The 21,594-nt window shown below is 69.5% G+C and carries 19 protein-coding genes and 1 pseudogene; 5 read left to right on the top strand and 15 right to left on the bottom strand.

Annotated elements, in window-relative coordinates:
* Nucleotides 1-4 precede the first annotated feature (4 nt).
* The 6 genes from ABZ412_RS22770 to typA all read right to left on the bottom strand — a co-directional run bounded on the left by ABZ412_RS22770 (nt 5) and on the right by typA (nt 6,844).
* Nucleotides 5-1,291: an FAD-binding oxidoreductase gene (locus tag ABZ412_RS22770; protein WP_357283272.1), complete on the bottom strand. Its 1,287-nt coding sequence runs from the start codon at nt 1,289-1,291 to the stop codon at nt 5-7.
* A gap of 83 nt (nt 1,292-1,374) precedes the next feature.
* Entirely contained in the window at nt 1,375-1,872 is a 498-nt protein-coding gene (locus tag ABZ412_RS22765; protein WP_357283271.1) for a hypothetical protein, read from the bottom strand.
* On the bottom strand, nt 1,869-2,027 hold the full coding sequence (locus ABZ412_RS22760; protein WP_167333469.1) for a hypothetical protein: 159 nt from the start codon (nt 2,025-2,027) through the stop codon (nt 1,869-1,871). The genes ABZ412_RS22765 and ABZ412_RS22760 overlap by 4 nt, the downstream gene beginning before the upstream one ends.
* A gap of 12 nt (nt 2,028-2,039) precedes the next feature.
* On the bottom strand, nt 2,040-2,924 hold the full coding sequence (gene mshB / locus ABZ412_RS22755) for an N-acetyl-1-D-myo-inositol-2-amino-2-deoxy-alpha-D-glucopyranoside deacetylase (protein ID WP_357283688.1): 885 nt from the start codon (nt 2,922-2,924) through the stop codon (nt 2,040-2,042).
* Between the two features lie 2 nt (nt 2,925-2,926).
* Nucleotides 2,927-4,687: an ABC transporter family substrate-binding protein gene (locus tag ABZ412_RS22750; protein ID WP_357283685.1), complete on the bottom strand. Its 1,761-nt coding sequence runs from the start codon at nt 4,685-4,687 to the stop codon at nt 2,927-2,929.
* A 261-nt stretch (nt 4,688-4,948) separates the two neighbouring features.
* Nucleotides 4,949-6,844 carry a translational GTPase TypA gene (gene typA, locus ABZ412_RS22745; protein ID WP_357283269.1) on the bottom strand — a complete coding sequence of 632 codons (1,896 nt, stop codon included), beginning with the start codon at nt 6,842-6,844 and terminating at the stop codon, nt 4,949-4,951.
* A gap of 168 nt (nt 6,845-7,012) precedes the next feature.
* Between typA and ABZ412_RS22740 the strand changes: the two genes are divergently transcribed.
* Nucleotides 7,013-7,189, top strand: a complete 177-nt coding sequence (locus ABZ412_RS22740) for a hypothetical protein (protein ID WP_357091493.1) — start codon at nt 7,013-7,015, stop codon at nt 7,187-7,189.
* A gap of 21 nt (nt 7,190-7,210) precedes the next feature.
* Nucleotides 7,211-7,504, top strand: coding sequence for a 4a-hydroxytetrahydrobiopterin dehydratase (locus ABZ412_RS22735; RefSeq protein ID WP_357283268.1), 294 nt, complete (start codon nt 7,211-7,213; stop codon nt 7,502-7,504).
* On the opposite strand, the gene ABZ412_RS22730 is transcribed toward ABZ412_RS22735, so the two are convergent.
* Together ABZ412_RS22730 and ABZ412_RS22725 are read right to left on the bottom strand one after the other, a co-directional pair.
* A complete protein-coding gene (locus ABZ412_RS22730) occupies nt 7,446-8,666 on the bottom strand; it encodes a mannosyltransferase (RefSeq protein ID WP_357283266.1) in 1,221 nt (406 codons plus the stop codon). The two genes, ABZ412_RS22735 and ABZ412_RS22730, sit on opposite strands and share 59 nt — an antisense overlap.
* A 145-nt stretch (nt 8,667-8,811) precedes the next feature.
* A pseudogene (locus tag ABZ412_RS22725) lies at nt 8,812-10,023 on the bottom strand (mannosyltransferase); the annotation flags it as partial.
* 265 nt (nt 10,024-10,288) lie between these two features.
* Here ABZ412_RS22725 and ABZ412_RS22720 point away from each other — a divergent pair.
* Both ABZ412_RS22720 and ABZ412_RS22715 read left to right on the top strand, forming a co-directional pair.
* Complete coding sequence (locus ABZ412_RS22720; RefSeq protein WP_357283265.1) at nt 10,289-11,071, top strand: hypothetical protein; 783 nt, start codon at nt 10,289-10,291, stop codon at nt 11,069-11,071.
* Nucleotides 11,072-11,177: 106 nt separating this feature from the next.
* The gene (locus ABZ412_RS22715; protein ID WP_357283263.1) at nt 11,178-11,543 is read left to right on the top strand and encodes a hypothetical protein; all 366 of its coding nucleotides are present in this window, start codon (nt 11,178-11,180) and stop codon (nt 11,541-11,543) included.
* 133 nt (nt 11,544-11,676) lie between these two features.
* On the opposite strand, the gene ABZ412_RS22710 is transcribed toward ABZ412_RS22715, so the two are convergent.
* The 4 genes from ABZ412_RS22710 to ABZ412_RS22695 form a co-directional block, all read right to left on the bottom strand.
* Nucleotides 11,677-12,327, bottom strand: a complete 651-nt coding sequence (locus tag ABZ412_RS22710; protein ID WP_357283683.1) for a DUF1906 domain-containing protein — start codon at nt 12,325-12,327, stop codon at nt 11,677-11,679.
* Between the two features lie 361 nt (nt 12,328-12,688).
* On the bottom strand, nt 12,689-13,921 hold the full coding sequence (locus ABZ412_RS22705; protein WP_357283262.1) for a hypothetical protein: 1,233 nt from the start codon (nt 13,919-13,921) through the stop codon (nt 12,689-12,691).
* A 155-nt stretch (nt 13,922-14,076) separates the two neighbouring features.
* The gene (locus ABZ412_RS22700; RefSeq protein WP_357283260.1) at nt 14,077-14,697 is read right to left on the bottom strand and encodes a CHAP domain-containing protein; all 621 of its coding nucleotides are present in this window, start codon (nt 14,695-14,697) and stop codon (nt 14,077-14,079) included.
* 65 nt (nt 14,698-14,762) lie between these two features.
* Nucleotides 14,763-18,629, bottom strand: a complete 3,867-nt coding sequence (locus ABZ412_RS22695) for a BTAD domain-containing putative transcriptional regulator (protein ID WP_357283259.1) — start codon at nt 18,627-18,629, stop codon at nt 14,763-14,765.
* A gap of 149 nt (nt 18,630-18,778) precedes the next feature.
* On the opposite strand from ABZ412_RS22695, the gene ABZ412_RS22690 reads away from it, so the two are divergent.
* On the top strand, nt 18,779-19,255 hold the full coding sequence (locus tag ABZ412_RS22690; RefSeq protein WP_357283257.1) for a hypothetical protein: 477 nt from the start codon (nt 18,779-18,781) through the stop codon (nt 19,253-19,255).
* Here the strand turns inward: ABZ412_RS22690 and ABZ412_RS22685 are convergent.
* The 3 genes from ABZ412_RS22685 to ABZ412_RS22675 all read right to left on the bottom strand — a co-directional run bounded on the left by ABZ412_RS22685 (nt 19,252) and on the right by ABZ412_RS22675 (nt 21,492).
* Nucleotides 19,252-19,797: a hypothetical protein gene (locus ABZ412_RS22685; protein ID WP_357283256.1), complete on the bottom strand. Its 546-nt coding sequence runs from the start codon at nt 19,795-19,797 to the stop codon at nt 19,252-19,254. The genes ABZ412_RS22690 and ABZ412_RS22685 overlap by 4 nt on opposite strands.
* Before the next feature lie 193 nt (nt 19,798-19,990).
* Nucleotides 19,991-20,674, bottom strand: coding sequence for a GNAT family protein (locus tag ABZ412_RS22680; RefSeq protein ID WP_357283254.1), 684 nt, complete (start codon nt 20,672-20,674; stop codon nt 19,991-19,993).
* Between the two features lie 305 nt (nt 20,675-20,979).
* Nucleotides 20,980-21,492 carry a nucleoside deaminase gene (locus ABZ412_RS22675; RefSeq protein WP_357283252.1) on the bottom strand — a complete coding sequence of 171 codons (513 nt, stop codon included), beginning with the start codon at nt 21,490-21,492 and terminating at the stop codon, nt 20,980-20,982.
* Nucleotides 21,493-21,594 lie beyond the last annotated feature (102 nt).

Raw genomic sequence — 21,594 nt, 5'->3', positions numbered from 1 at the left:
CGGCTCAGCCCTGGACCGGGTAGTTGGCGCGAATCACGGTGTGCGGGTCGCGCTCTCGCTTGACGGCCCGCAGGCGGTCCAGGGTCGCCGTGTCGAACGCCGGGGACAGGAAGGTGAAGGGCTTGCGCCCGGTGACCTGATCCCCCAGCTGCGCGACCAGCGTGTCCACCTTGGCGTGCACCGCGTCCCGCAGCTGCGGCAGTCCGATGCCCAGCAGGTACACCAGGTACCCGTCGGACAGCGCACCGCGCGCGCCCGCGGCGGGTCCGGCGAACGCGCCGCCGAGGCCGCGCACCTGGATATTGGCCAGTGGCGCAACGGATTCGCCCAGCAGGATCTTCTCCGCCTCCGCCGTCAGCTCGGGCAGCAGCTCGGTGCGGCCGATGGCCGGGCTGGGATCTGTCGGCTCGGAGGTGATGGTCCCGATCTCCGCGACCGTCATGGGCGCCCGCGAATCGGAGACCGCGCCGCCGATCCGATCCAGCGCCGACACCAGGTCCCGGCCCGTGCCGGCGTCACCGAGGTAGGCGACATCGAGGGCCACCAGCTCCGGCGACTGCGGGAACTGGAAGCGCTGGAACCACACCGACAGCTCGTCCGGCGCGTGCGCGGTCAACGCCCGGAAGGCGTCCCACACCTCGGGCAGCCGCTCGGCGGGCCACATCACCCGGCCGCCGTACAGTTCGGGCGCGGGGAACAGCTCGAATTCGAGCCCGGTCACCACCGCGAAATCGCCACCGCCGCCGGACAACGCCCAGAACAGGTCCGGATCGCTGTCGGCGGTCACCCGGGCGGGGCGGCCGTCGGCGTCCACGATCTCGAAGGCGCGCACCGCGTTCGACGCCCACCCGTACTTGCGGCCGAACCAGCCGGCGCCGCCGCCCAGCGTGTAGCCGGTCACCCCGACCACCGGATTGCTGCCCGCCAGACCGGTGAGCCCGTGCTCGGCGGCGGCCGCCTGCACCCGGCCCCACTGCACGCCCGCGCCGACCCGCGCCACCCGGGCCGCCGGATCGAGCTCCAGGCGATCCAGTGCGCCCGTGCGCAGCAGGATGGCGGTCTCGACGCCGCCCGCCGCGCCGTGCCCGGTCGGCTGGGTCACCACCGGACGGCCCGCGGCGCGCGCGTACGTCACCACGGCGGCCACGTCCTCGGCGTCGGCGGCCTCGGCGACCGCCGCGACCGGCTGCGTCACCGCCAGGCTCCACGGCCGCGCGACCTGATCGAAGTCCGCGTCACCGGCCTCCAGGACCCGGCCCCGGACGGTGTTGCGCAGTTCGTCGAATCCCATCGTCTTCCCCTCGTCTCTCTCGCGAACGCGATTCCGCAAGAAGGACGAGACACGACGACGAAGTGTGACAGCGTCCTGGAGACTCAGGCTCCGGGCGACGCCAGACGCGCGGTGGCGCGGTAGTAGAGGTACATGCCCGCGGGCAGCAGACCGCAGATCAGCAGCAGCATGGTGGGCCAGTCGCCCATGAGCAGCGCGTAGCCGCTCGGGCTGAAACCCGCGCAGATCAGGAAGCCCAACGCCCACACCAGGATCGGCAGCGCCATCACACCGATCCGATCGGTCGCCACGCCCATGCCCATCACCAGCAGCACGTTCACCACCGCGGCCGCCAGGGCGGCCACCGGCACCGGGATCGCGCCCGAGGTCATGCTCGAGGCCAGCGAGCCGGCCGCCAGCACGGGAGCGGGCTCGGGAATGGTCGCCTGCCCGGCGTAGAGGGGCAGGAACAGCACCTCCAGGCCGAGCGTGATCACGGCGTCGATCAGCAGCAGCCCGGCGATCACCGCGTTCAGCACGACGCGGCCCGGGCCCGGGCCCGCCACCGCGTCACCCGTGCGGGCTCCGACGGCGGCCGTCACGGCACCGGCGGGAAACCGAGCAGCGTCAGCAGGTGACTCTGCATGTCCACGAAGCCGTACAGCACCGACAGGTACAGCTCGTGCTGCCACTCGAAGTAGGGCCGCTGGCTCTCGACGAACGCCGCGATGGCGTTCTGGAGGTCCCAGTTGTACATAGCCTCAGTCTCTCATTCCAGCCCGCCGAAGAGATCATGTTCCCGACCGTCGGGGCCGAGTGGGCCGCGCTCACCCCGCACCAGAATGTAATGCTCCTCCGGCAGCACCGGCTGGGCGACATCGTTCGAGAGCGCGAACTCCCGGCCCGAGGGCGCCACCGTCACCTGGGTGGCGTGCGCCCGCAGCGCCGCCCGCTTGGCCGTCAGCACATCGGACACGTCCACCGCGGTGGTGACCGATTCCGCCGGGACACAAGCCAATTCGCCGTCGTGCGGCAGCCGCCAGCCGTGTGGCAGCGCACCCGGCAGCTGATCCACGGTGCGGCGCTTCAACGCCTCGGTGTGCATGGCCAGCACCGCGGCGTCGGTGACCGTCCAATACACCTTCGGGACCGTCCAGCCCCAGTCCGAGGCCGCGTCCACGGCCGCCATGGTGATCTCGTGCGCGCGAATGTGATCGGGATGCCCGTACCCGCCGCGCGGGTCGTAGCCGATCACCACCCGCGGACGCAGCTCCAGCAGCACCCGCACCAGCGCGTCGGTGGCGGCGGTCCCGGAATTCACGAAGGCCCGCGGATCGCGCGCCGACGGTGACCCGGCCATGCCGGAGTCCCGCCAGCGGCCCGCGCCACCCAGGAAATGCGGCGTGCCCGCGTCCAACGCGTCCAGGGCCCTGGTCAATTCGGCGATCCGGTAGCCGCCCAGCTGATCGGCCGACCCGGCCACCAGCTGCGCGTACTCCTCGCCGATGACCTCGCCCTCCTCACCGAGCGTGCAGGTCACCACGGTGACCGGGACGCCGCGGCAGCGGTAGTGGGCGATGGTGCCGCCGGTGGTGATGGATTCGTCGTCGGGGTGCGCGTGCACCAGCAGCAGGCCGTGGCGCGCGGAATCGATGGTCACGGCAACCTCCGCCAATTGGCGGCATCCGCGAAGATGCCGGTCTGGATGGCGCCGCTCAGCGAGGCCCCGTCCACCCGCGGGCCCGCCGCGGCCACCTGGGTGTCCTGCACGATCGGCAGCACGGTCGACATCTCCCACAGCCGGGGCTCGGCCTCGGCGATCACCTTGCCGGGATCCAGGCCGCGCAGCGCGGCGTCGATAGCGGGCTGCAAAGCCGCGTCACAGACCCCGGACAGATTCGACGGCGACTTCTTCGCGCCGTCCGCGACCGTGGTGTCGCCGTTGTCGCCCGGCGGGGCCACCGGCGCGCACCCGTACCGGGAGGCCAGCACGGTGGCCGGATCCTGGCCGGTGCGCTCCCAGCCGACCACCGCGTCGATCCCGGCGTCGGTCAGTTCCTTGCCGTACAGCGTCGCCGCGGTGACGCTGCGGACAATGACATCGATTCCGGCACTGCGCAATTGGTCGGCCGCGGTATTGGCCACCGCCAGCGAGGTGGTGTCGCCGTCCACCGCGCCGATCCGCACCGTCAGGGATTTGCCGTTCTTGGCCAGCGGACGCGGTTGCGGCGCGGGCGACGTCGCCGACGGCACCGCGGGCGCCTCCGCGGCCCGCGCGAAACCGGCCTCCGCGAGCAACGCGAACGCCTCCTCCACCGGCGGCCGCGGCGGCTGCGTGGCTGCGTACCCAGGATCCGACGGCGAAAGCACCTGCGCCCGAACCGGTTCCACCCAGCTGCCGGTCTGCGCGCCGACCGTGGCCAGCAGCACCGGATCCAGCAGCGCCAGCACCGCGCGCCGGACCCGCACATCGGCGAGATCCCCGCTGCGCCCGTTGAGCACCAGCGACATCTCCCGCGACTGCGCCATCACCGCGGTGCGCACCGAGGGGATCGCCGCCAGCTGCGCCTGCAACGCCACCCCGCCGTGCACCAGCGCCATCTGCGCGTCCCCGACCCGCAGCGACTCCGCCACCTGCGCGGGAGTTCCGCCGCGCCGCAACAGGATCTGATCCGGCACCGCGGGCTGACCCCAGTACCGGTCATTGCGTTCCAGCAGGATCTCCTCGCGGCCGCGATCGGCCTGCTTGATCCGGAACTGACCGCCCGAGATCCGGATGGTGTCGACCAGGCCCTGCTCGAAACCGCTGTCCTTCACCAGATGCTGCGGCAGCAGATCCGTGAACAGCTGCCGCCAAGCCGGATACGGCTGCGTCATCGTGACATTCACGGTCTTGCCGCCCGCCGCGGAACTGACATCGGAGATCAGCCGATACCCCGCCGGATCCACCGTGCCCGGCTGCGTGATCATCTGCTGCCACAGGTATTTGAAGTCCTCGGCCGCGATCGGCGCACCATCGGACCAGGACGCCTCGTTCTTGATCTGGTAGCTGATCGTGAACGGCTCCTGCGAGCTCACGTCCGCCGACACCATGAGCGCCGGATTCAGAATCCAGTCGGTCGCACCCGGCACCCCCGGCGTCGGCGCGGCCTTGAACGGGCTCGGCAACACCATGGACGCCACCGCCGCCGTCGCGGGCGACTGCTGCGACCGCAGATGCGGATTGAACCCGATCCCGATGTCGTCCACCGCAACCACGACCGAATTCTTGCCGGGCTTGGCGGGCTGCGTCTTGGGAGAGTCCGTGGACTCGATGGGCGGCGGCGGATTCGCGGTGCAGCCGGTCGCGACCGCCAGCAGGGTCGCCACCATCAACAGCACCGCGCGCACCGATGCGCGCCTCCGGGCCCCCGTCATCACGTTCGGCACTCTATATCCAATCGGCCCTCCGCTTCGCTCCGGGCGGTTCGCGGGCCTCGTAACCCCGGTCTTCGCTCCTCCGCTTCGCTCCCCCCGCTCCGTCAATTCAGACCGGAGCGGGCCGCGAACACCGAGGCGGGCCTGACCAGGCCGGTGAGGCCCTCGGTTCGTGGTCGGCACATCACCACAGCGCAGCCGAGGCCGACGGCAAGCCAGTGTGCTGGCTTGCCATCGGCCTCGGGCGTGGCGTGTTTGCTGTTACTGCGCGGCGCGGTCGCGGGCCTTGCGGCGGGAGATCTCGCGCTGGCGGTCGGTGGCGCTCAGCGTCACCTTGCGCACGCGCACAATCTCCGGGGTGACCTCGACGCACTCGTCGTCGGTGCAGAACTCCATGGCCGACTCGAGATCCAGCTGCAGCGGCTTGGCCAGGGTCTCGAGCACGTCACCGGTGGCGGACCGCATATTGGTCAGCTTCTTCTCGCGGGTGACGTTGATGTCGAGGTCCTCGGCACGCGGGTTGATGCCGACCACGTGGCCCTCGTAGGTGTCGGCGCCCGGCTCCACGAAGAACTGACCGCGGTCGGCCAGCTGGATCATGGCGAACGGGGTGACCGAGCCGTTGCGGTCGGAGACCAGCGAACCGGTGTGGCGGGCGCGGATCTCGCCGGCCCACGGCGCGTAACCGTCGAACACGGCGTTGGCGATACCGGTGCCGCGGGTCTCGGTGAGGAAGTCGGTACGGAAACCGATCAGGCCGCGCGACGGCACGATGAACTCCATGCGCACCCACCCGGCGGAGTGGTTGCTCATCTGGACCATCTTGCCCTTGCGGGCGGCCAGCAGCTGGGTGACGGCGCCGAGGTACTCGTCGGGGCAGTCGATGGTCAGCTCTTCGAACGGCTCGTGGGTCTTGCCGTCGACGACCTTGGTGACCACCTGCGGCTTGCCGACGGTGAGCTCGAAGCCCTCGCGGCGCATCTGCTCGACCAGGATGGCGAGCGCGAGCTCACCACGGCCCTGGACCTCCCAGGCGTCCGGGCGGCCGATGTCGAGCACACGCAGCGACACGTTGCCGACCAGCTCCTGATCCAGGCGCTGCTTCACCATGCGGGCGGTCAGCTTGTGGCCCTGCACCCGGCCGACCAGCGGCGAGGTGTTGGTGCCGATGGTGACCGAGATCGCCGGCTCGTCGACGGTGATGCGCGGCAGCGCGACCGCGTTCTCCGGGTCGGCGAGGGTGTCGCCGATCATGATGTCCGGGATGCCCGCGATGGCGACGATGTCACCGGCCACGGCCTCCTCGCCGGGCTGACGCTCGACGCCGACGGTCTTGAGCAGCTCGGTGATCCGGACCGACTTGACGCCGTCACCGTTCATCCACGCGACGGTCTGGCCCTTCTTCAGGGTGCCGTTGTGGATGCGCACCAGGCCGATGCGGCCCAGGAACGGGGAAGCGTCGAGGTTGGTGACGTGGGCCTGCAGCGGCTTGGTCGCGTCGCCCTTCGGAGCGGGGACGTACTTCATGAGGACCTCGAACAGCTCGTCGAGGTTCTCCGCGTCCGGCACCTGGCCGTTCTCGGGGCGGCTGGTGGAGGCGACGCCCGCGCGGCCGGAGGCGTAGAGCACCGGCAGGTCGAGGGCCAGCTCGGCGGCTTCCGAGGCCTCGTCGTCGAGGTCGGAGGCCAGGTCCAGCAGCAGGTCGTGGGATTCCTCGACGACCTCTTCGATGCGGGCGTCCGGGCGGTCGGTCTTGTTGACCACCAGGATCACGGGCAGCGAGGCGGCGAGGGCCTTGCGCAGCACGAAGCGGGTCTGCGGCAGCGGGCCCTCGGACGCGTCGACGAGCAGCACGACGCCGTCCACCATGGACAGGCCGCGCTCGACCTCACCACCGAAGTCGGCGTGGCCGGGGGTGTCGATGACATTGATGACGGTGACCGATCCGTCGGCATTATGCCGGTGAACAGCGGTGTTCTTGGCGAGAATGGTGATGCCCTTCTCGCGCTCGAGGTCACCGGAGTCCATCACTCGGTCGACGAGTTCGGCGCGTTCGGCGAACGCACCGGATTGCCGGAGCATGGCGTCGACCAGTGTTGTCTTGCCGTGGTCGACGTGCGCCACGATGGCGACGTTGCGGAACTCGACAGACGACACGTTTGATTCCTCCTGGTGAAAAGTCTGTTGCCGACCCGGATGGGTCTCATGCGTGGGGCTGCCTACGACGAGACATGGCGAACTCCACCGGGCATGCGGCGAGCTACACATTACCGGGCGACGTGGGTCACCTGTTCAACGGCCAGAGGTTAGGTTAAGCTAACCAACATGGGCAAGGTCAAGGCAAAGGACGTCTCGCGTCTCAAGCCGAAGAAGAAATGCTGCCGCAAGAAAACGCGGTGCATGAAATGCCCTGTGGTCATCATGAAGATGAAGAAGGCGGAAGCCGCGGGCTGCTGCGGCAAGGAACTCAAGAAGTGCCTCAAAGCCGCACGCGCCGCCTGAAATCGGAGTAGACCAGGACTTATGAGTCCTGTGTTGCTCTCCGACGACGAGATCGCCAAGGCCCTCACCGACCTGCCCGAATGGACCCGAACGGGCGACAGCATCAGCCGCACCGTACAGGCCGGCTCGTTCCTGGCCGGAATCGAGCTGGTCCGCCGGGTGGCGGCCGCGGCCGAGGCCGCCGACCACCATCCCGACATCGACATCCGCTGGCGGCGGGTCACCTTCACGCTCTCGACCCATTCCGCCGGCGGCCTCACGCCACTGGATATGGCTCTCGCACGGGAGATCGATCGACTGCGGGAGCAGGGCTGAGCCGCTTCACCGCGATCATCCAGCCGAACAGCACCAGCACCCCGGCCGCGTTGGCCGTACCCGCCCAGGCCAGGTACCAGGGCCGGGAGATCTCCCACATGTTCGTCTGCACCGTGCCCAGCAGCCACGGGATGCCGACGATCGTGTTGAACAGCCAGAACGCGCGCATCAGGCCCGCGCCCGGTGCGTCGCGCAGCGGGCCGAAGCGCAGCCACAGCACCAGCGGGACCAGGCAGATCCAGTGGTGCGACCAGGAGATGGGCGCGGCCATCATGCCGAACAGCTGCACGATGAGCAGGGTGCCCAGCCGGTCGTCGGAACGCAGTGCGCGCCAAGCGAAGAAGGCCAGCACGGCCGTGGCCAGCACCGCCGCCTTCCACAGCAGCCCGCCGCCGATATCGTGCCCGGCCAGGCGGCTGAGCGCGCCGCGCAGCGACTGGTTGACCACCGAACCGACCGGCCCGATGCGGTGCGGGTCGCCGACCAGCTCGCCGAAGTACTTCTTGGTCTCGTTGGGCGTGAGCAGGTAGGTCAGCCCGATGGTCCCGGCGAACGCGCCCACCGAGGCGGCGATCGCGAGCCACTGCTTGCGGGCCACGAAGTACAGCCCGGTCACCGCCGGGGTCAGCTTGATGCCCGCGCCCAGACCGACCCACGCGCCCGCCAGCCACCACCGGGTGCTGCGCGCCGCGGCCATCGCCATGAACACCAGAAACACGTTGACCTGGCCGTAGTCGAGGGTGGACCGCACCGGTTCCAGCCACATGCCGCCCGCGGTCCACGCCACCGCGGACGTGCGCCAGCGCTGTTGCTGCATGGCTTCCGGGCCGAGGATCATCTCCAGCGCGATCCAGATGATGCCGAACAGTGCCCCGACGGTGGCCAGCAACCAGCCCACGGCGACCACGCCGAAGGGCAGGAAATGCAATGGATACAACAGCAGCGCCGCAAACGGCGGATACGTGAACGGCAGCGGAAATTGTGGTGACCGACTGGAATCGGTCCATTCGTAGAGGTTCCCGCCGAAGAGATTCGCGGCGCCTTCGACATAGACGTGCAGGTCCACGAGGATCAGGTTGCTGGGCCAGAACAGCGCCCAGGCCACACGAGCCAGCACCGAGATGCCGAGGGCGACGGCAGCCAGCTGGAAACGTCGATTCACAGACGGACTTTCGGGTCGGATTGGTCACCGACCGGAGTTCACGGCTGGCGATCTCGCCTGACGGCGCGCGGATAAGCGTAGCCGTAGTAACGAATATCTCGCGCACCCAAGAAACGTGGGCACCGGGACCCGCCTATTGCGAATTTCACACCGCGACTTTCACTTCAGCGTCGGCCTGGCTACGACTCGCGAGGCGACCAGCCCAGATGATCCAGGCGAACAGCGCCAGCACGCCGATCACATCCACCGCGCCCAGCCAGGACAGGATGCCCGGCCGCGAGATGGTCCAGATCGAATCCTGGAAGAACCCGAGCACCCATGGCACGCCGATCAACGTCACCACGAGCCAGTACCCCGCCAGCACCCGCGCCCCGGGGGCATCGCGCAGCGGGCCGTAGATCAGCCACAGGATCACCGGCACCAGCCAGATCCAGTGATGCGACCACGAGATCGGCGACACCATCAGCCCGAACAGCTGCACGATGATCAGCGTGCCGAGCCGGTCGTCGGAACGCAGTGCGCGCCAGGCGAAGAACGCGAGCACCGCGGTCACCAGCGCCGCGGCGATCCACACCGGGCCCGACACCACGTCGTGGCCGAGCAGGCGGCTGAGCGCTCCGCGCAGCGACTGATTGGTCGACGAACCCACCGGGCCGATCCGCTTGGCGTCGCCGAGCAGCTCCCGGAAGTACTTGTTGGTCTCCCCCGGCGTCAGCAGGTAGGTCAGGCCGATGGTGCCGAAGAAGACCACCGCCGACCACAGCGCGGTGAACCAGCGCTTGCGGGCCGCGAAGTACAGCCCGGTGACCGCCGGGGTCAGTTTGATGCCCGCCGCCACGCCGACCAGCGTGCCCGACACCCACCACCGCGAGCTGCGCACCGCGAGCATGGCCAGCAGCACCAGGAACACATTGACCTGGCCGTAGTCGAACGTGGTGCGCACCGGCTCGAGCCACAACCCGACCGCCGTCCACGCGACCGCGGCTGTGCGCCAACGCTGTTCGCGCATGGCCTCGGACCCCAGGATCATCTCCAGCGCGAACCACACCACCCCGAACAGCGCCCCCACCGTGGCCAGCAGCCACCCGATGGCGACCACGCCGAAGGGCAGAAAATGCAGGGGGTAGAACACCAGCGCCGCGAACGGCGGATAGGTGAACGGCAGCGGGAAGTCCGGCGTCTTACTGGCATCGGTGTACTCGTAGAGGTGCCCGCTGCCGAGATTCGCCGAGCCGTCGACATAGACGTGGAGGTCCACGAAGTTCATGCCATTGGGCAATAGCAGGACCCACAGCAGACGGGCCAGCACCGAAATACCCAGTGCCGCGGCGGCCATATGGAAGTGTCGTTTCACGGCACGTCTTTCAGCTCGGGCGGTCTACGGCCGCGGCCAGCCTAGTCGTAGCCCGAAATGCGCCGCGCATCGGACGCACTGCGTAACATTTGCATCACCAGCCCCATTCGTAACACGCATTCTGGTCGGTCGTTCGATAGCGTCAGCTGATCAAGTTCGCCAAGATCACACGCTGGCTGTACAACACGGCAGCCCGGTCCCTAGAGTGGCGCGGAGCGATGGGGCTCCATCGCCGCTAGTTGTACCCGAGGTAAGGACGGCTACACCAGTGCTTCGCACCCGAGGAACGCGGTTCACAGTCTCCGCGCTGGCCCTGGCGGCCTGCGCCACCGTCGCCGTGCCGACTGCGGCAGAGGCGAAGCCCGCGCCCGCCCTGAGCGCGGTGTCGATTCCGATGATCCCCGAAGGGGTTCCGGTCGACGCCCTGGCCTCGCTGATCCCCGCCATCGTGGGCGCGGCCGCCGGGCCCGCCGATATCGCCGATGCCGGTCCGAAGAACACCATCCTCGCCCAGGCCAAGCAGTTGCTGGAGAACAGCAATCTGCCGCCGCAGGTGAAGACCACGCTGCTCGCGGTCATCAAGTTCCTCGACGGCAGTGGCGGTGGCGGCCCGGACATTCCGGAGGACGGCCCGGCCATCTCGCAGTTCCTGTGGCCGACCATCGGCAAGGGCTGCATCTCCTCGTCCGCCGACTCGGTGGGCACCGCGCTGGCCGTCGCCGGTCCCGCGCAGCTGCCCCCGCCGGGACCCGCGCAGGGCCAGGCCGGTTTCGTGTTCACCGCGCTGGGCACCAAGCGGCCCACCGACCCGCAGCCCATCCCGATGACGGTGCAGTGGCTGAACCTGGACACCCGCGCCACCGGCACCATGAACCTGACCGACGACGCCAAGATCAACCCGGACGGCCCGGCCACCCTGTCGGCCATCGCCAACACCGGCGCCGGTCGCGTGGTCGCCATCGTCTCGGGTTCGCTGACCACCCAGTCCGACCCGGAGGCGCAGCCGATCACCTGCTCCTTCCTGCCGACCATCGGCTTCTTCACGGTCTAGTCTCGGTGCACCCGAGAATTCGCCCCCGTCCCTCCCGAGCGAAAGCCAGGGAGCGGCGGGGGCGAAATCGTTTGCAGGAGCGGATTCCTGTGGTAGACCGCTAACTATGGCCGCTGTTTCCAACCCTCTGCGGGGACTGCATTCGCGCCGATCGATCCTCTCGATTCGCTCGGAGGGATCGATCCTGTCGATCGGCTCGGCCTATTCGATCCTGTCCATCGGCAGCGTGGGCTCGGTGCTGTCGATCGGGTCGGTGGGCTCGTTCGGCTCTCTCATCTCCTCGGCGTCCTTCGGCAGCCTGGGATCCGCCTTCTCCGGCCTGTCCCGCTTCTCGCTGTTCTCCTGGAACGGCAACGGGCAGGCCTTCGCCAATGGCTCCGACGAGGAACACAACGATCCCCACCTGATGCTCCGGGTCGTCCCCGAAGAGCCCGATCTGGTGCGGGACCCCACCTGCCACTGCCAGACCTAGAGACCGTTGCCAACTTCGTCGACCACGTGAAGTCGGGCCACTACGCGGACACCGCGTTCGTGGCCCACTTCCTGTTCGCCTTCGTGTCCCGCTGCCACCGGCAGCGGGACACGAGAGCCGCGAGAGTGGGGTGTCACCACCACTGGCCGTACTGCGGTGCCAGGACGGAGTTGACGTCCACGGAGATGCCGCCCACTTCGCGCTCGTCGATCTCGAACTGGTGCAGGGTGGCGGCGGGGTGGACGTAGCCCTTCGGGGTGCCCCAGTTGTGCTGCCAGAAGAACGAACCCAGCCCGACGTCGCGAATGTTGTCGATGGTCGGCGAGTTGGCGTACACGCCGGTACGCCCGTGCCCGATGACGGTTTCCCACCCGCGCAGGTAGGGCTCGATCATCGACTCGAACTCCTCGTCGCTGGGGTTGTCGTCGATGGAGGCGTAGATGGGCGCGCTGTCCGGGCCGCCCGCGGCCTTGTGCAGCACCAATCCCCGTGCGGCGTGCTTCAATCCGGCCGGGTAGCCGCCGCGCCAGTCGGCGGTCGGGCCCTTGCCGAACTGGTAGCAGGACACCACCGACAGGCCCGCGGCGCGCAGGGCGTCGACCTCGCGGGCCAGCAGCGGTTTGCCTTCCATCCATTCCGCGCCGGGCCGCCGGTCGGAGACGTAGCGGATGACGCCCATATGGCCGTCGTCGCTGATGGATTGGGCTGCGGGGACGCCGCCCGCGTAGTCGAGCAGGGTGCCGAGGGATTCCTTGGCGGCGGCGGTGGCGGGTGGGAGGGCCATTCCAGCGGTGATCCCGGCGGCCAGGGCCGTCGCCCCGGAGAGGAAATTCCGTCGGTTGACAGGGGCAGAACTCATCACGGCTCCTTCGCGCACTGGTCGAACATTCCGATCGAGTGCTGGAGGAGTCTGGCTCTGGACCTATTCGGTCCACCTGCGGCGTGCCCGGCGCACCTTCCCCGATGACAACAAGATCATCCGTGCGCCGGGAGCCCCTGAACGTGTCCTCATTTCACCATATTCACATTGGAATCGCCAGACTCATCGAGCACATCGGCACCATATGTCACATCGATGGAAAACCAGGCAACGACCGGCCGACAGCGAACAAATAGCTATGAATTTTCGTGGCCGCCGGCAGCCGTCAGACGCGGGTCTTGTTCAGCTGCGCGCCCACATCGATGGTCCGGCGCGATACGTCCGCGACCTCGGTCCGCACGACCATCGCCACCTGCGCGGCGATCTGCTTGCGCATACCCGCGAGCTTGCCCAGGGCGGCGGCCCGCCAGCCCTCGGCGATCATCTCCAGATCGATGTCGCGAGCCCGGGGCGGGGCGGCGTCGATGACGATCAGCAACGGTTCGGCGGCGCGCGCGGTGAGGGCCACGGGCACGTTCACCTCGGCCCGGTAGCGGTTGGTCTTCAGCACGTCGACGCTGATGTCCAGGCTGACCGGAATGGTGAGGTCGAAGCGCACCAGCGCGGGATCGTGGACTTCGGCGGCAGCGGCTTCGGCGGCCTGCGCGGCCGCGGCGGATTCGGCGGCGGCCCTGGGCAATTCGGCGATCCGCGGCGCGGGCGGGGCCGCCGGGGCGACCGGCGCGGCGGCGGCCACCTTGGGCAGGCGCACGCTGCCCTGCACCCAGACCTCGGCCTTGTTGCCGGGACCGGTGCGCAGCGGCCCGACCTCGATGGGTTTTCCGGCCATCGACTCCACCACCTGCCGGACCCGGTCCGCGGTGACGATCAGGTCGAAGAATCGGTGCCCGAACTCGTCGTAGCCGATCCATTCATGGGTGGGGCGGCCCCTGTAGGGCGAGCGGGTGCCGTCCAGGATGGCCTGCACGTCGAAGGTGCGGCCGCGCTGCGAGTCCGGGTCGGCCAGGATCGCGTTGATCCGGTTGGCGACCTCGCGCTGCACCAGCTGCGCGATCGGGTTGAGCAGGACTTCCCAGGCGGTGCCGATGGCTTGCGCGCGCATGACGAAGCTGACGTCGCGGCCGGTGACCGGGGGGATGTCGATGACGATGAGCAGCGGGGCGGCGGTGCGCGCGTGCATGGTGAGGTCGATCTCCACGACCGCCTCCAGCCGTAGCCGCTGTCCGCCGAGGGTGACGTCGACCCGCAGGGTGACCGGGAGCATGACGTCGAAGTGCACGTGGGGGGCGCGCCGGATGATGGTGGGCTTGCCGATGCTGCCCTTGGCCACGAAGCGGGCCAGTCCGGCGGGCCCGATTCCGAAGGGCCCGATGGTGATTCCCCGCCCGGCCACACTGGAGACCGCGGATTCGATCCGGGATTCCGTCACCGCCGCCGCCACGAAACGTTCGCCGAATTCGGCGTAATCGATCCAGGTCGGTGCGTCGGGCAACGTCATCCAGCTCTTTCGTCGGGCGGGGACCCCTGTCCTGCCGATGAGGGGGCAGCAGGACAGGGATCAATCGGCGACGCTGCCGGGCGCCGCCGAAACCATCGTAGGCGGAAGATGCGCTCGGTTGTACACCCCGCCCCGCGTGTTTCCAGAATGTGGAATCAGCGTGTTCCCAATCGCCCGAAACCGACCAGCCCCGTTGTGCCGGATGGGCGGAATTCATGGATGGCGACGCCACCGGATTCTCCGGCTTCATTGCCACCCACCGTGGTGATGGTATCCGAATCCACCGCGATCACAATATTCGTGTGCTGATGGAACACACTGGAATCGGAGTACAGGACAACGTCTCCGACACGCGGTAGATAACCCGCGTTCGCCTCCTCGAAACGGCGCTGACCCCGGTAGTACTCCTCCAACGTGTAAACGCCGGGTATACGCCAGGATCCGGAATTCGGATTGTGCAGCGGTTGCCCGGCGGCACGCATCACCCAGCTCACGAAGTCGGCGCACCACGGTTCGGCAATACCCTCGGAGTATTTGTCGCGTCCGTCCTGTTCCTCGAATTGTTGCCGCAGCACATCCACCACGCGGTTCTGCGCGGCGGTCAAGCCGGTGGAATCGACGGCCGGAAAATAATTGTGCACCAGGCCGCCAGCCAGGTTGCGCGGACCGGTGAACGGATTCGTCCCGGGGTGTCCGTGCTGCCACCAGCGCACCCCGGCCACTCCCCCGGCCACGAGGCCGCCGACCACGGCCAGTACCAGGACGGCCACCAGCATCCGGCGGCCGCGCACCCGCTTCGTCATGTCGCCCTCCCCCTGCGGCCGGTGATCGGCCTCGAAGGTTAGGACGTCTCACACCGGTGGGAGGTTCCCTCACCCGCCCGCACGGCCGATTCGGCGGACGGTTCGAGGCGGCCGTGGCCGATCGCGCCCAGCCGCCCGGCCCGCATCAGGCCCAGGCCCGCGGGCGCGAGCTCGCCCAGCTGGGTGCGCAGCCGGGCCTGGAGTTCCGTCCCGGCGGACCGGTGTCCGGCGGCGCGCGTGTGGTCGCCGAGGTAGGTGGCCAGTTCGGCGAGCACGAAGTCCATCGGACCCATGGCCGAGGCGCCCGATTCCAGCCCGCAGACGGTGCCCGCGTACGGCAGCAGCTTCGCGTAGATGTCGCGCGCCTCGGCGGGTTCGTCGAGGGCGATGGCCAGGCGGGCCTTCACCGCAGTGAAGGTGGACCAGAACTGCGGGGCGAGGGGTGGCGCGGCGGCGAGGGTGCGGCGGGCCTCCTCGGGGCGGCCCGCGTCCACGAGCGCGAGCGCGTAGCCGTGGACGAACAGCTCGGGTTTGAGCGCGGTGCGTTCGCGCAGGTCGTTCAGGTACTCCGACATGTCGCCGCGCAGCCAGCCGATGGACACGGCGATGCCGACGTGCAGTGCGTTGGTGTCGCGGGTCGGTTCGGCCGCGCCCTCCAGCGAGTGCGCCACCAGGTCGTCGACGTCCGCGCCGCCCTCGGCGAGCAGGCGCAGCACCTCATCGGTGTTGCCGCGCAACAACTCCAGCACCATGCCGAAGGGCGCGATGGCGTCGAGCAGGTGCCGCAGCTGCCCGTCGGTGGCGTAGGCCCCCGCCTGGGCGGCGTGTTCGGCCGCGGCCACCAGGTCGGCGTCGGCGAGGGTGGCGCGGAACAGCAGATAGTGTGCGAGCGCGCGGAATTCGGTGAGCTCGGCCTCGGTGGAGATGCGCAGCAGGTGGGTGGCGTAGCGCCGCAGGTCGTGGGCACGCAGGAAGCCGCCCGCCGCGAAGGCCGCGAACGCCTGCGCGTTGAGCACCGTGCACAGCAGATCCGGATCGCCGAGCGGCTCGGCCAGCGCCATCGCGGTGGCCGCCAGCACGCAGGCGGCGGCCGGATCCTCGACCGCGCGATCGAAAACAGCGGTGACCTGCAACATGATTCGGGTCCGCACCGGCTGCACCGGATCGGCCGACGCGGCCCGCAACGGCCCCCGCAGCCCCGGATCCGGCGTGTGCCAGTCGTGCACCGACCAGATCAGCGGCGTCGGCCAGCAGGTGACGGCGTGCGCGAGAATTGCTGTCCCACCGACTGATTGGGCCAGATCCAGCGCCTGCGCCCGCGCCGCCCGCGCCGCGATGTGCTGCCCGTCGTAGGCCAGCGCCACCACCAGCTCGCACCGCGCCTCCAGCACCGCCAGCCGATCCCGCTGCGCCGCACCCTCCCCGGTGTGCCCCGCCAGATCGTGCAGGGCCAGCACCGACCGCCACCGCCGTACGGCATCGGCCCGCATCCGCCGTTCCACACACCGCCGCGCCGCCGCCCGCACGTAGGGCAGCGCCACCGTCGCGGTCTCGCCGTCGGCGCCGAGCGCGGCGTGATGGGCCAGCTCATCGATATCCCGGCCGTGCGGCACTTCGATCTCCTCAGCAGCGGAATGCGCTCCGGTGAAGGGAAACTCGGCCACGTACCCGCCGACCCCCGAGGTACTCAGGGCCGCCATGGACGATCGGTACGTGCCGCCGGCGGCGTGCCTGATGCCGGCCTGGAACAGTCCCGCCATGCGCAGCGAAGCGGCCGAGAGCGCGGCGGGATCGGGTTTCGGCGCGTGCGGATCGGGGTCGTTGCGGGTGGTCGCGGCGACCTCATTCGCTCCGCGCAGCGCCGCCAGCGTGCGGTCGATGCGAGATCCGTTGGCGTACCGCGGCATTCCGAGCAGGGCGGCGACCACTTCGTCGGCCCCGCGGAGCGCGGACAGCGCCCGGTCCGCCGCGACGGGGAAGCCCGCGCCGTCGGTTCGATGGTCAGCGGACGGTCTTCCCGCATCGGAGGCGTAGGGCTGGTTCGACGCCTCGGTCTCGGGGTCGTGGCGCAGGTATTCGAAAGCTGCCCAGTGCATTCGGGTGCGGCGCAGCGCGGGCAGGTCGTAGTAGACGGTTTCGCGGACGAGCGCGTGGTCGAAGGTCACGCGCCCGGCCCGGTCGGTGCGCAGCAGCCGCGCGGTTTCGCCGGTGGCGACGAGGTCGATGACGGTGTCGTGGGACTGCCGGGTGGAGCCCGCGAGGGTGGCGATATCGCTGTCGCCCCAGACCGACAGGTGGCGCAGCAGGTCCACCACGTCCGGCGGCAGCTGGGCGATCCGGCGCCCGAGCAGGTCGCGCACGCTGTCCGGCAGCGCGTCGGTGATGCCCTGGGTGGCAACGAGTTTGGCGAGTTCGCGCACGAACAGCGGGTTGCCGCCGGTGCGGCGGCGCAGCAGTTCGACGGTGCGGTCGTCGAGGGCGGTGAGTCCGGCGGCGGCCGCGGCGCGGCGGGTCCCGGCCATGTCGAGTCCGTCGAGTTCGATGCGGTCGGCGGTGAACAGGGCCAGGGCGGCGGCTGTGTCGCGGACGCCGGGTCCGGCCTCGGTGCCGCGCAGGGTGGCGATGATGAGGATCGGGCTGTCGCGCAGCCAGTTCACCACCTGCCGCAGTACCTGCAGGGTGGCGGTGTCCGCGCCGTGCACGTCCTCGAGCACGATGGCGACGGGTGTTCCGGCGGACCGTTCCCGGCAGGACCGGACCACCCGGCGGGCCAGGGTGAAAGCGTCGGCGGCGGTGAAGGTTTCGGGGTCGGCGGCGTCGAGTCCGGTGAGCACTTCGGCCCAGGACCAGGCGGGCGGCGCGGAGTCGACCTCGGGGCAGCGGCCGAAGACGGTGGTCCAGCCGCGTTCACTCAGGTGCGTGGTGATAGTGGTGGCGAGGGTGGTCTTTCCGGCCCCGGCCTCGCCGGACAGCCAGACCAGCCGCACATGCCCTTCGGCGGCGGCTTCGGCGGCGGCCAGCACGGCGTCGCGCTGGGCGGCATATCCGCTGTCCGGCAGGGGTTCCGGGGCGGGCAGGGGTTCGGGTTCGGCGGGCCGGACCACCACGGCGGGCGGTGCGGTCTCGGCGTCCACCGAGTGGGTGAGGATGGCGGTTTCCAGGTCGCGCAGCGCGGGTCCGGGGTCGACCCCGAATTCGAGGGTGAGGAATTCGCGGCTGCGGCGCACCGTGGCGAGCGCGTCCAGCGACTGTCCCAGTCGGTATTGGGCGAGGGCCAGCAGCCGGGCGGTCTCCTCGCGGCCGGGGTGCTCCTCCAGGATGGGCCGCAGCGCCAGCACCACTTCGGCGGGCCGGTTCATCTCGAGCGCCGCCTGGGCGCGCAGTTCGGCCGCGGTCATCTTGAGCGCCTGCAGCCGCGCGGTCTCCTGGGTCGCCCAGGTCATGCCGGGGAAGGATTCGAAGGCGCCGCCGTGCCAGCAGGCGAGCGCGGAGTCGAGCACCCGCACCTGTTCGAGGGGTTCGGGTCGTCCGGCGGGATCGCGCATGGCGGCCTCGTGGCCGTGCAGGAGTTGTTCGAAGAGCCAGGAGTCGACCTGGTTGGGTTCCAGGTTGAGCGCGTAGCCGTGGGATTCGGACACGATGACGCGCGAGTGGGCGCGGCGGGGCCGGTCGGGTTCGAAGACGCGGCGCAGGTTGTGGATGTACACCTGGAGCGCGGCAACGGCTTTGGCGGGCGGGTCGCCGTGCCAGAGGTCGTCGATGAGCCGTTCGGTGGGCACCACGCGGCCGCCGGCGGCGACCAGCCGGCCCAGTACCGCGCACTGCATGGGCGCGCCCGGGGGCACGCGCTGGCCATCGATGCTGATGTGCAGCGGGCCCAGCACCCCGATCCGTATCAGCGCCATAGCCGGTGTCCGACCCCCGTACCCACTTCGAATAAAACCAAACAGGATGCTCTCAATATGGCAGAAATTCTGCGACAGTACCCAGTCTTGTGATCCGGCTTAACTCGATACGAAGTCATTCCGAAGAGCTATCCCGCACACTGCCTAGGGTGTTCGACCCCTCTCCGCCGCCCGACGCCGATCTCGCGGTGCTACACAGCCTCCCGCATCCGGCCTGCCTGCACGACGGCGGCTACGACGTGGTCGCAGCCAACGACGCGTTCAAGAAATTGTTCCCCGGCACCGGCCCGGGCGCGAATCTGATGACCGCGATCCTGCTCGAACCCATGGCCCGCTATCGGCTGGGCGACTGGGAGGCCGAGGCGCAGGTGATGGTGTCGGCGTTCCGTGCCGCCGCCCCCGAGCTGCGGCCGGACCGGGTCGAGGAGATCGTCAATCTGGCCCGCCGCTCCCCCGACTGGGATCGACTGTGGGACAGCGGGGTCGTCCCGGCCGCGCCCTACGAGCGCACGGTGCTGATGAATGATCCGCTGACCCGCAAGGAGCGGCGGATGTACGTACAGACCTTCGAGTTCCGGTCGCCGCAGCGGCCGTGGTGGCTGCTGACCGTGGTCCCGTTCGACTAGGCCTCCGCGGCCGGGATCTCGAACCAGCCGTCCTCGGGTTCGGCGTATCCGTGGTACATGAGCGGGATGCGCCGGTCGACGCCGAAATGCCGGTAGACGGCGAGCATGGCGGACCGGACGGCGTAGTTGTGGAAGTCGTCGATGCGCCGCGGGCCGAGCCAGTGTTCGGGGAGCAGTTCGAGCCGGGCCAGCTCGTCGGGATCGTCCGCGTCCAGCCCCATGGGGGGCTCCGGATCGGCGATGAAGTGATCGTGCAGGACCACGTGCATCCGGTGCGGGTCGTGCTGTCCGGCGGTGAAGGCCAGGAATCGGGTTCGGATGCTGGGTGCGCCGTGCGCGTGCAACCACTCGACGAGGTGGGGGTTGGGGCTCGGGATCGGGTCGGGCGACCAGCGGGGTCCGGCGGCGAGCGGCGCCTGCTCGACCAGGTGCAGGACTCCGGCTCCGGGCACGCGGGGTTCGGGGACGAGGAACAGGCTCAGGACCGGGGATCCGGACACGCTGTCGGAGAGGCAGACTTTCGTGCGCATGGGGTCGGGCATGCGCCGCTCCTTCGGGAGAAGGGTTGCTGGCATGGTCATCCGAGGTGGTGCCGGCTCGTCGAGTGACCAGACTCGGACAGATCTCTCCTCGACGCCCGACCGGTGCAACACCCGGAATTATAGTCGCCGGCCATCGATCGGACCGACCGGTCTTTCGGCCGGTCCGATCGGGGTTCGCGGGCGCTTCTCCGGTCTACGCGCCGACCAGACGACCGCGCGTCCCCTGCGCGGGCAGCGCCGCCAGTTCACCCTCGATGATGGCCCGGACATTGGGCCACTCGTCCTCCAGGATCGAATAGAACGCGGTGCTGCGCACCTCGCCGTCCAGCCCGCGCGAATGCGCCCGCCGGACCCCGTCGCTGGTGGCGCCGAGCCGTTCGATCGCCATGCGGGAGCGCAGGTTCCGGACGTCGGCGCGCATGGCGATGCGCCGCACCCGCCACACCTCGAAGGCGTGTTGGAGTAACAGCAGTTTGGACTCCAGGTTGATGCCCGCGCCGCGGGCCTCCCGGGACAGCCAGGTGTTGCCGATCTCGGCGGCGTCGGGCACCGCCAGCAGCGGATCGTCACTGGGCGCACCGTGGACCAGCGGCCACACCACCGGACCCTGCCAATAGTCGAAGCGGGTGAACCGGGTCGAGCCCAGTATCCGGCCGCCGGCCATGGCGACGATGGCGAAGGCCACCGAGGTGCCCGCGGCATGCCCGGCCAGTGCCTGGGCGATGTATTCCAACGCCTCGTCCACACCGTGCGGGACAGGAGTGAACGCATAGTCGTCGCGATTTCCCGCCGCGGCCTCCGCGAGACCCGACGCATGCTGCGGCGCAAGGGGTTCCAGCCGTACCAGACGGCCGGTCAGAGTAACGGGTACGGGCACGTTCCCTCGATCTTTCGGAGACGGTCGGGGGTCGCGTCAGGCATTGGCCGCCCCGGCCACCCACTCCGGAATCGACGAACCAGCCCTGGCGCGCCAGTAGCAGCATCGGATAGTGGGATGAACGATAGCGGAACACCAGCGCACCGCGCCGCAGGCGGCATGTAAATTTCGAGCGCTTATCCGCGCGTCGCGCCGCTATTTTCACAGGTGTCATTCAGCCGATTCCGAGCCGACCGTCCGCTACCATCCGGCGACCCCGCCGCGACCTCCGGAAACGTCGAATACCTATGCGCTGGAAGGTATTACTACGCCGTCGTTCCGCGCCAGAACCCGCCGTGCACGGCCCACGCCTCCGCGAGCTCGACCGGCCCCACCACGGCGATCCCCCGCTGCCCCGCCGCGAATACCGCCCGGCACGACAGCGCCATCGTCGGGTTCTCCCGATTCGCCCCGGTCAGCCCCAGAAGCTGGTCTTCCCCGAGTGCATAAACCACCCGCCCGATATTCGCCCAATAGATCGCCCCGGCACACATGACACAGGGCTCGCAACTGGTGTAAACCGTACAGCCACGCAGAAACTCGGCATCATAAGCCGCACTGGCCGCCCGCACCAGATTCGTCTCCGCGTGCCCGGTCGCGTCCCGTCCGGTCACCACCGTGTTCTCGGCTTCCAGCAACACCGCCCCGTCGGGCCCGGTGAGCAACGCCCCGAATGGGTGATTGCCCCGTTCCCGCGCCCGCCCGGCAATGGCGATAGCGGCCGCGAGAAGACGGGTATCCAGGTCGGTCGGGACGCTCTCCTGCGGACCGGGGTTCATCGCACCATCATCACCCACCGGGTCGGCGCGCGTCGCTCCGCCCGCGAGGTCCGAGCCCCCGCGCCGGATACCGGAGGGGGCCCGGAGTCGTCCTCGCTCGCG

Source organism: Nocardia sp. NPDC005746 (assembly GCF_040630785.1).
GTDB lineage: Bacteria > Actinomycetota > Actinomycetes > Mycobacteriales > Mycobacteriaceae > Nocardia.
The sequence above is the reverse complement of the archived record's forward strand: the minus strand, read 5'-3'. Positions and strand labels throughout refer to the sequence as shown.

Coding starts and splice junctions, on each gene's coding strand:
- ABZ412_RS22695 (WP_357283259.1), bottom strand. CDS start 18,629: ATGGCGCTGATACGGATCGGGGTGCTGGGCCCGCTGCACATCAGCATC.
- ABZ412_RS22715 (WP_357283263.1), top strand. CDS start 11,178: ATGGCCGCTGTTTCCAACCCTCTGCGGGGACTGCATTCGCGCCGATCG.
- ABZ412_RS22770 (WP_357283272.1), bottom strand. CDS start 1,291: ATGGGATTCGACGAACTGCGCAACACCGTCCGGGGCCGGGTCCTGGAG.
- ABZ412_RS22705 (WP_357283262.1), bottom strand. CDS start 13,921: ATGACGTTGCCCGACGCACCGACCTGGATCGATTACGCCGAATTCGGC.
- ABZ412_RS22700 (WP_357283260.1), bottom strand. CDS start 14,697: ATGCTGGTGGCCGTCCTGGTACTGGCCGTGGTCGGCGGCCTCGTGGCC.
- ABZ412_RS22760 (WP_167333469.1), bottom strand. CDS start 2,027: ATGTACAACTGGGACCTCCAGAACGCCATCGCGGCGTTCGTCGAGAGC.
- ABZ412_RS22735 (WP_357283268.1), top strand. CDS start 7,211: ATGAGTCCTGTGTTGCTCTCCGACGACGAGATCGCCAAGGCCCTCACC.
- ABZ412_RS22750 (WP_357283685.1), bottom strand. CDS start 4,687: ATGACGGGGGCCCGGAGGCGCGCATCGGTGCGCGCGGTGCTGTTGATG.
- ABZ412_RS22685 (WP_357283256.1), bottom strand. CDS start 19,797: ATGCCCGACCCCATGCGCACGAAAGTCTGCCTCTCCGACAGCGTGTCC.
- ABZ412_RS22675 (WP_357283252.1), bottom strand. CDS start 21,492: ATGAACCCCGGTCCGCAGGAGAGCGTCCCGACCGACCTGGATACCCGT.
- ABZ412_RS22740 (WP_357091493.1), top strand. CDS start 7,013: ATGGGCAAGGTCAAGGCAAAGGACGTCTCGCGTCTCAAGCCGAAGAAG.
- ABZ412_RS22710 (WP_357283683.1), bottom strand. CDS start 12,327: ATGGCCCTCCCACCCGCCACCGCCGCCGCCAAGGAATCCCTCGGCACC.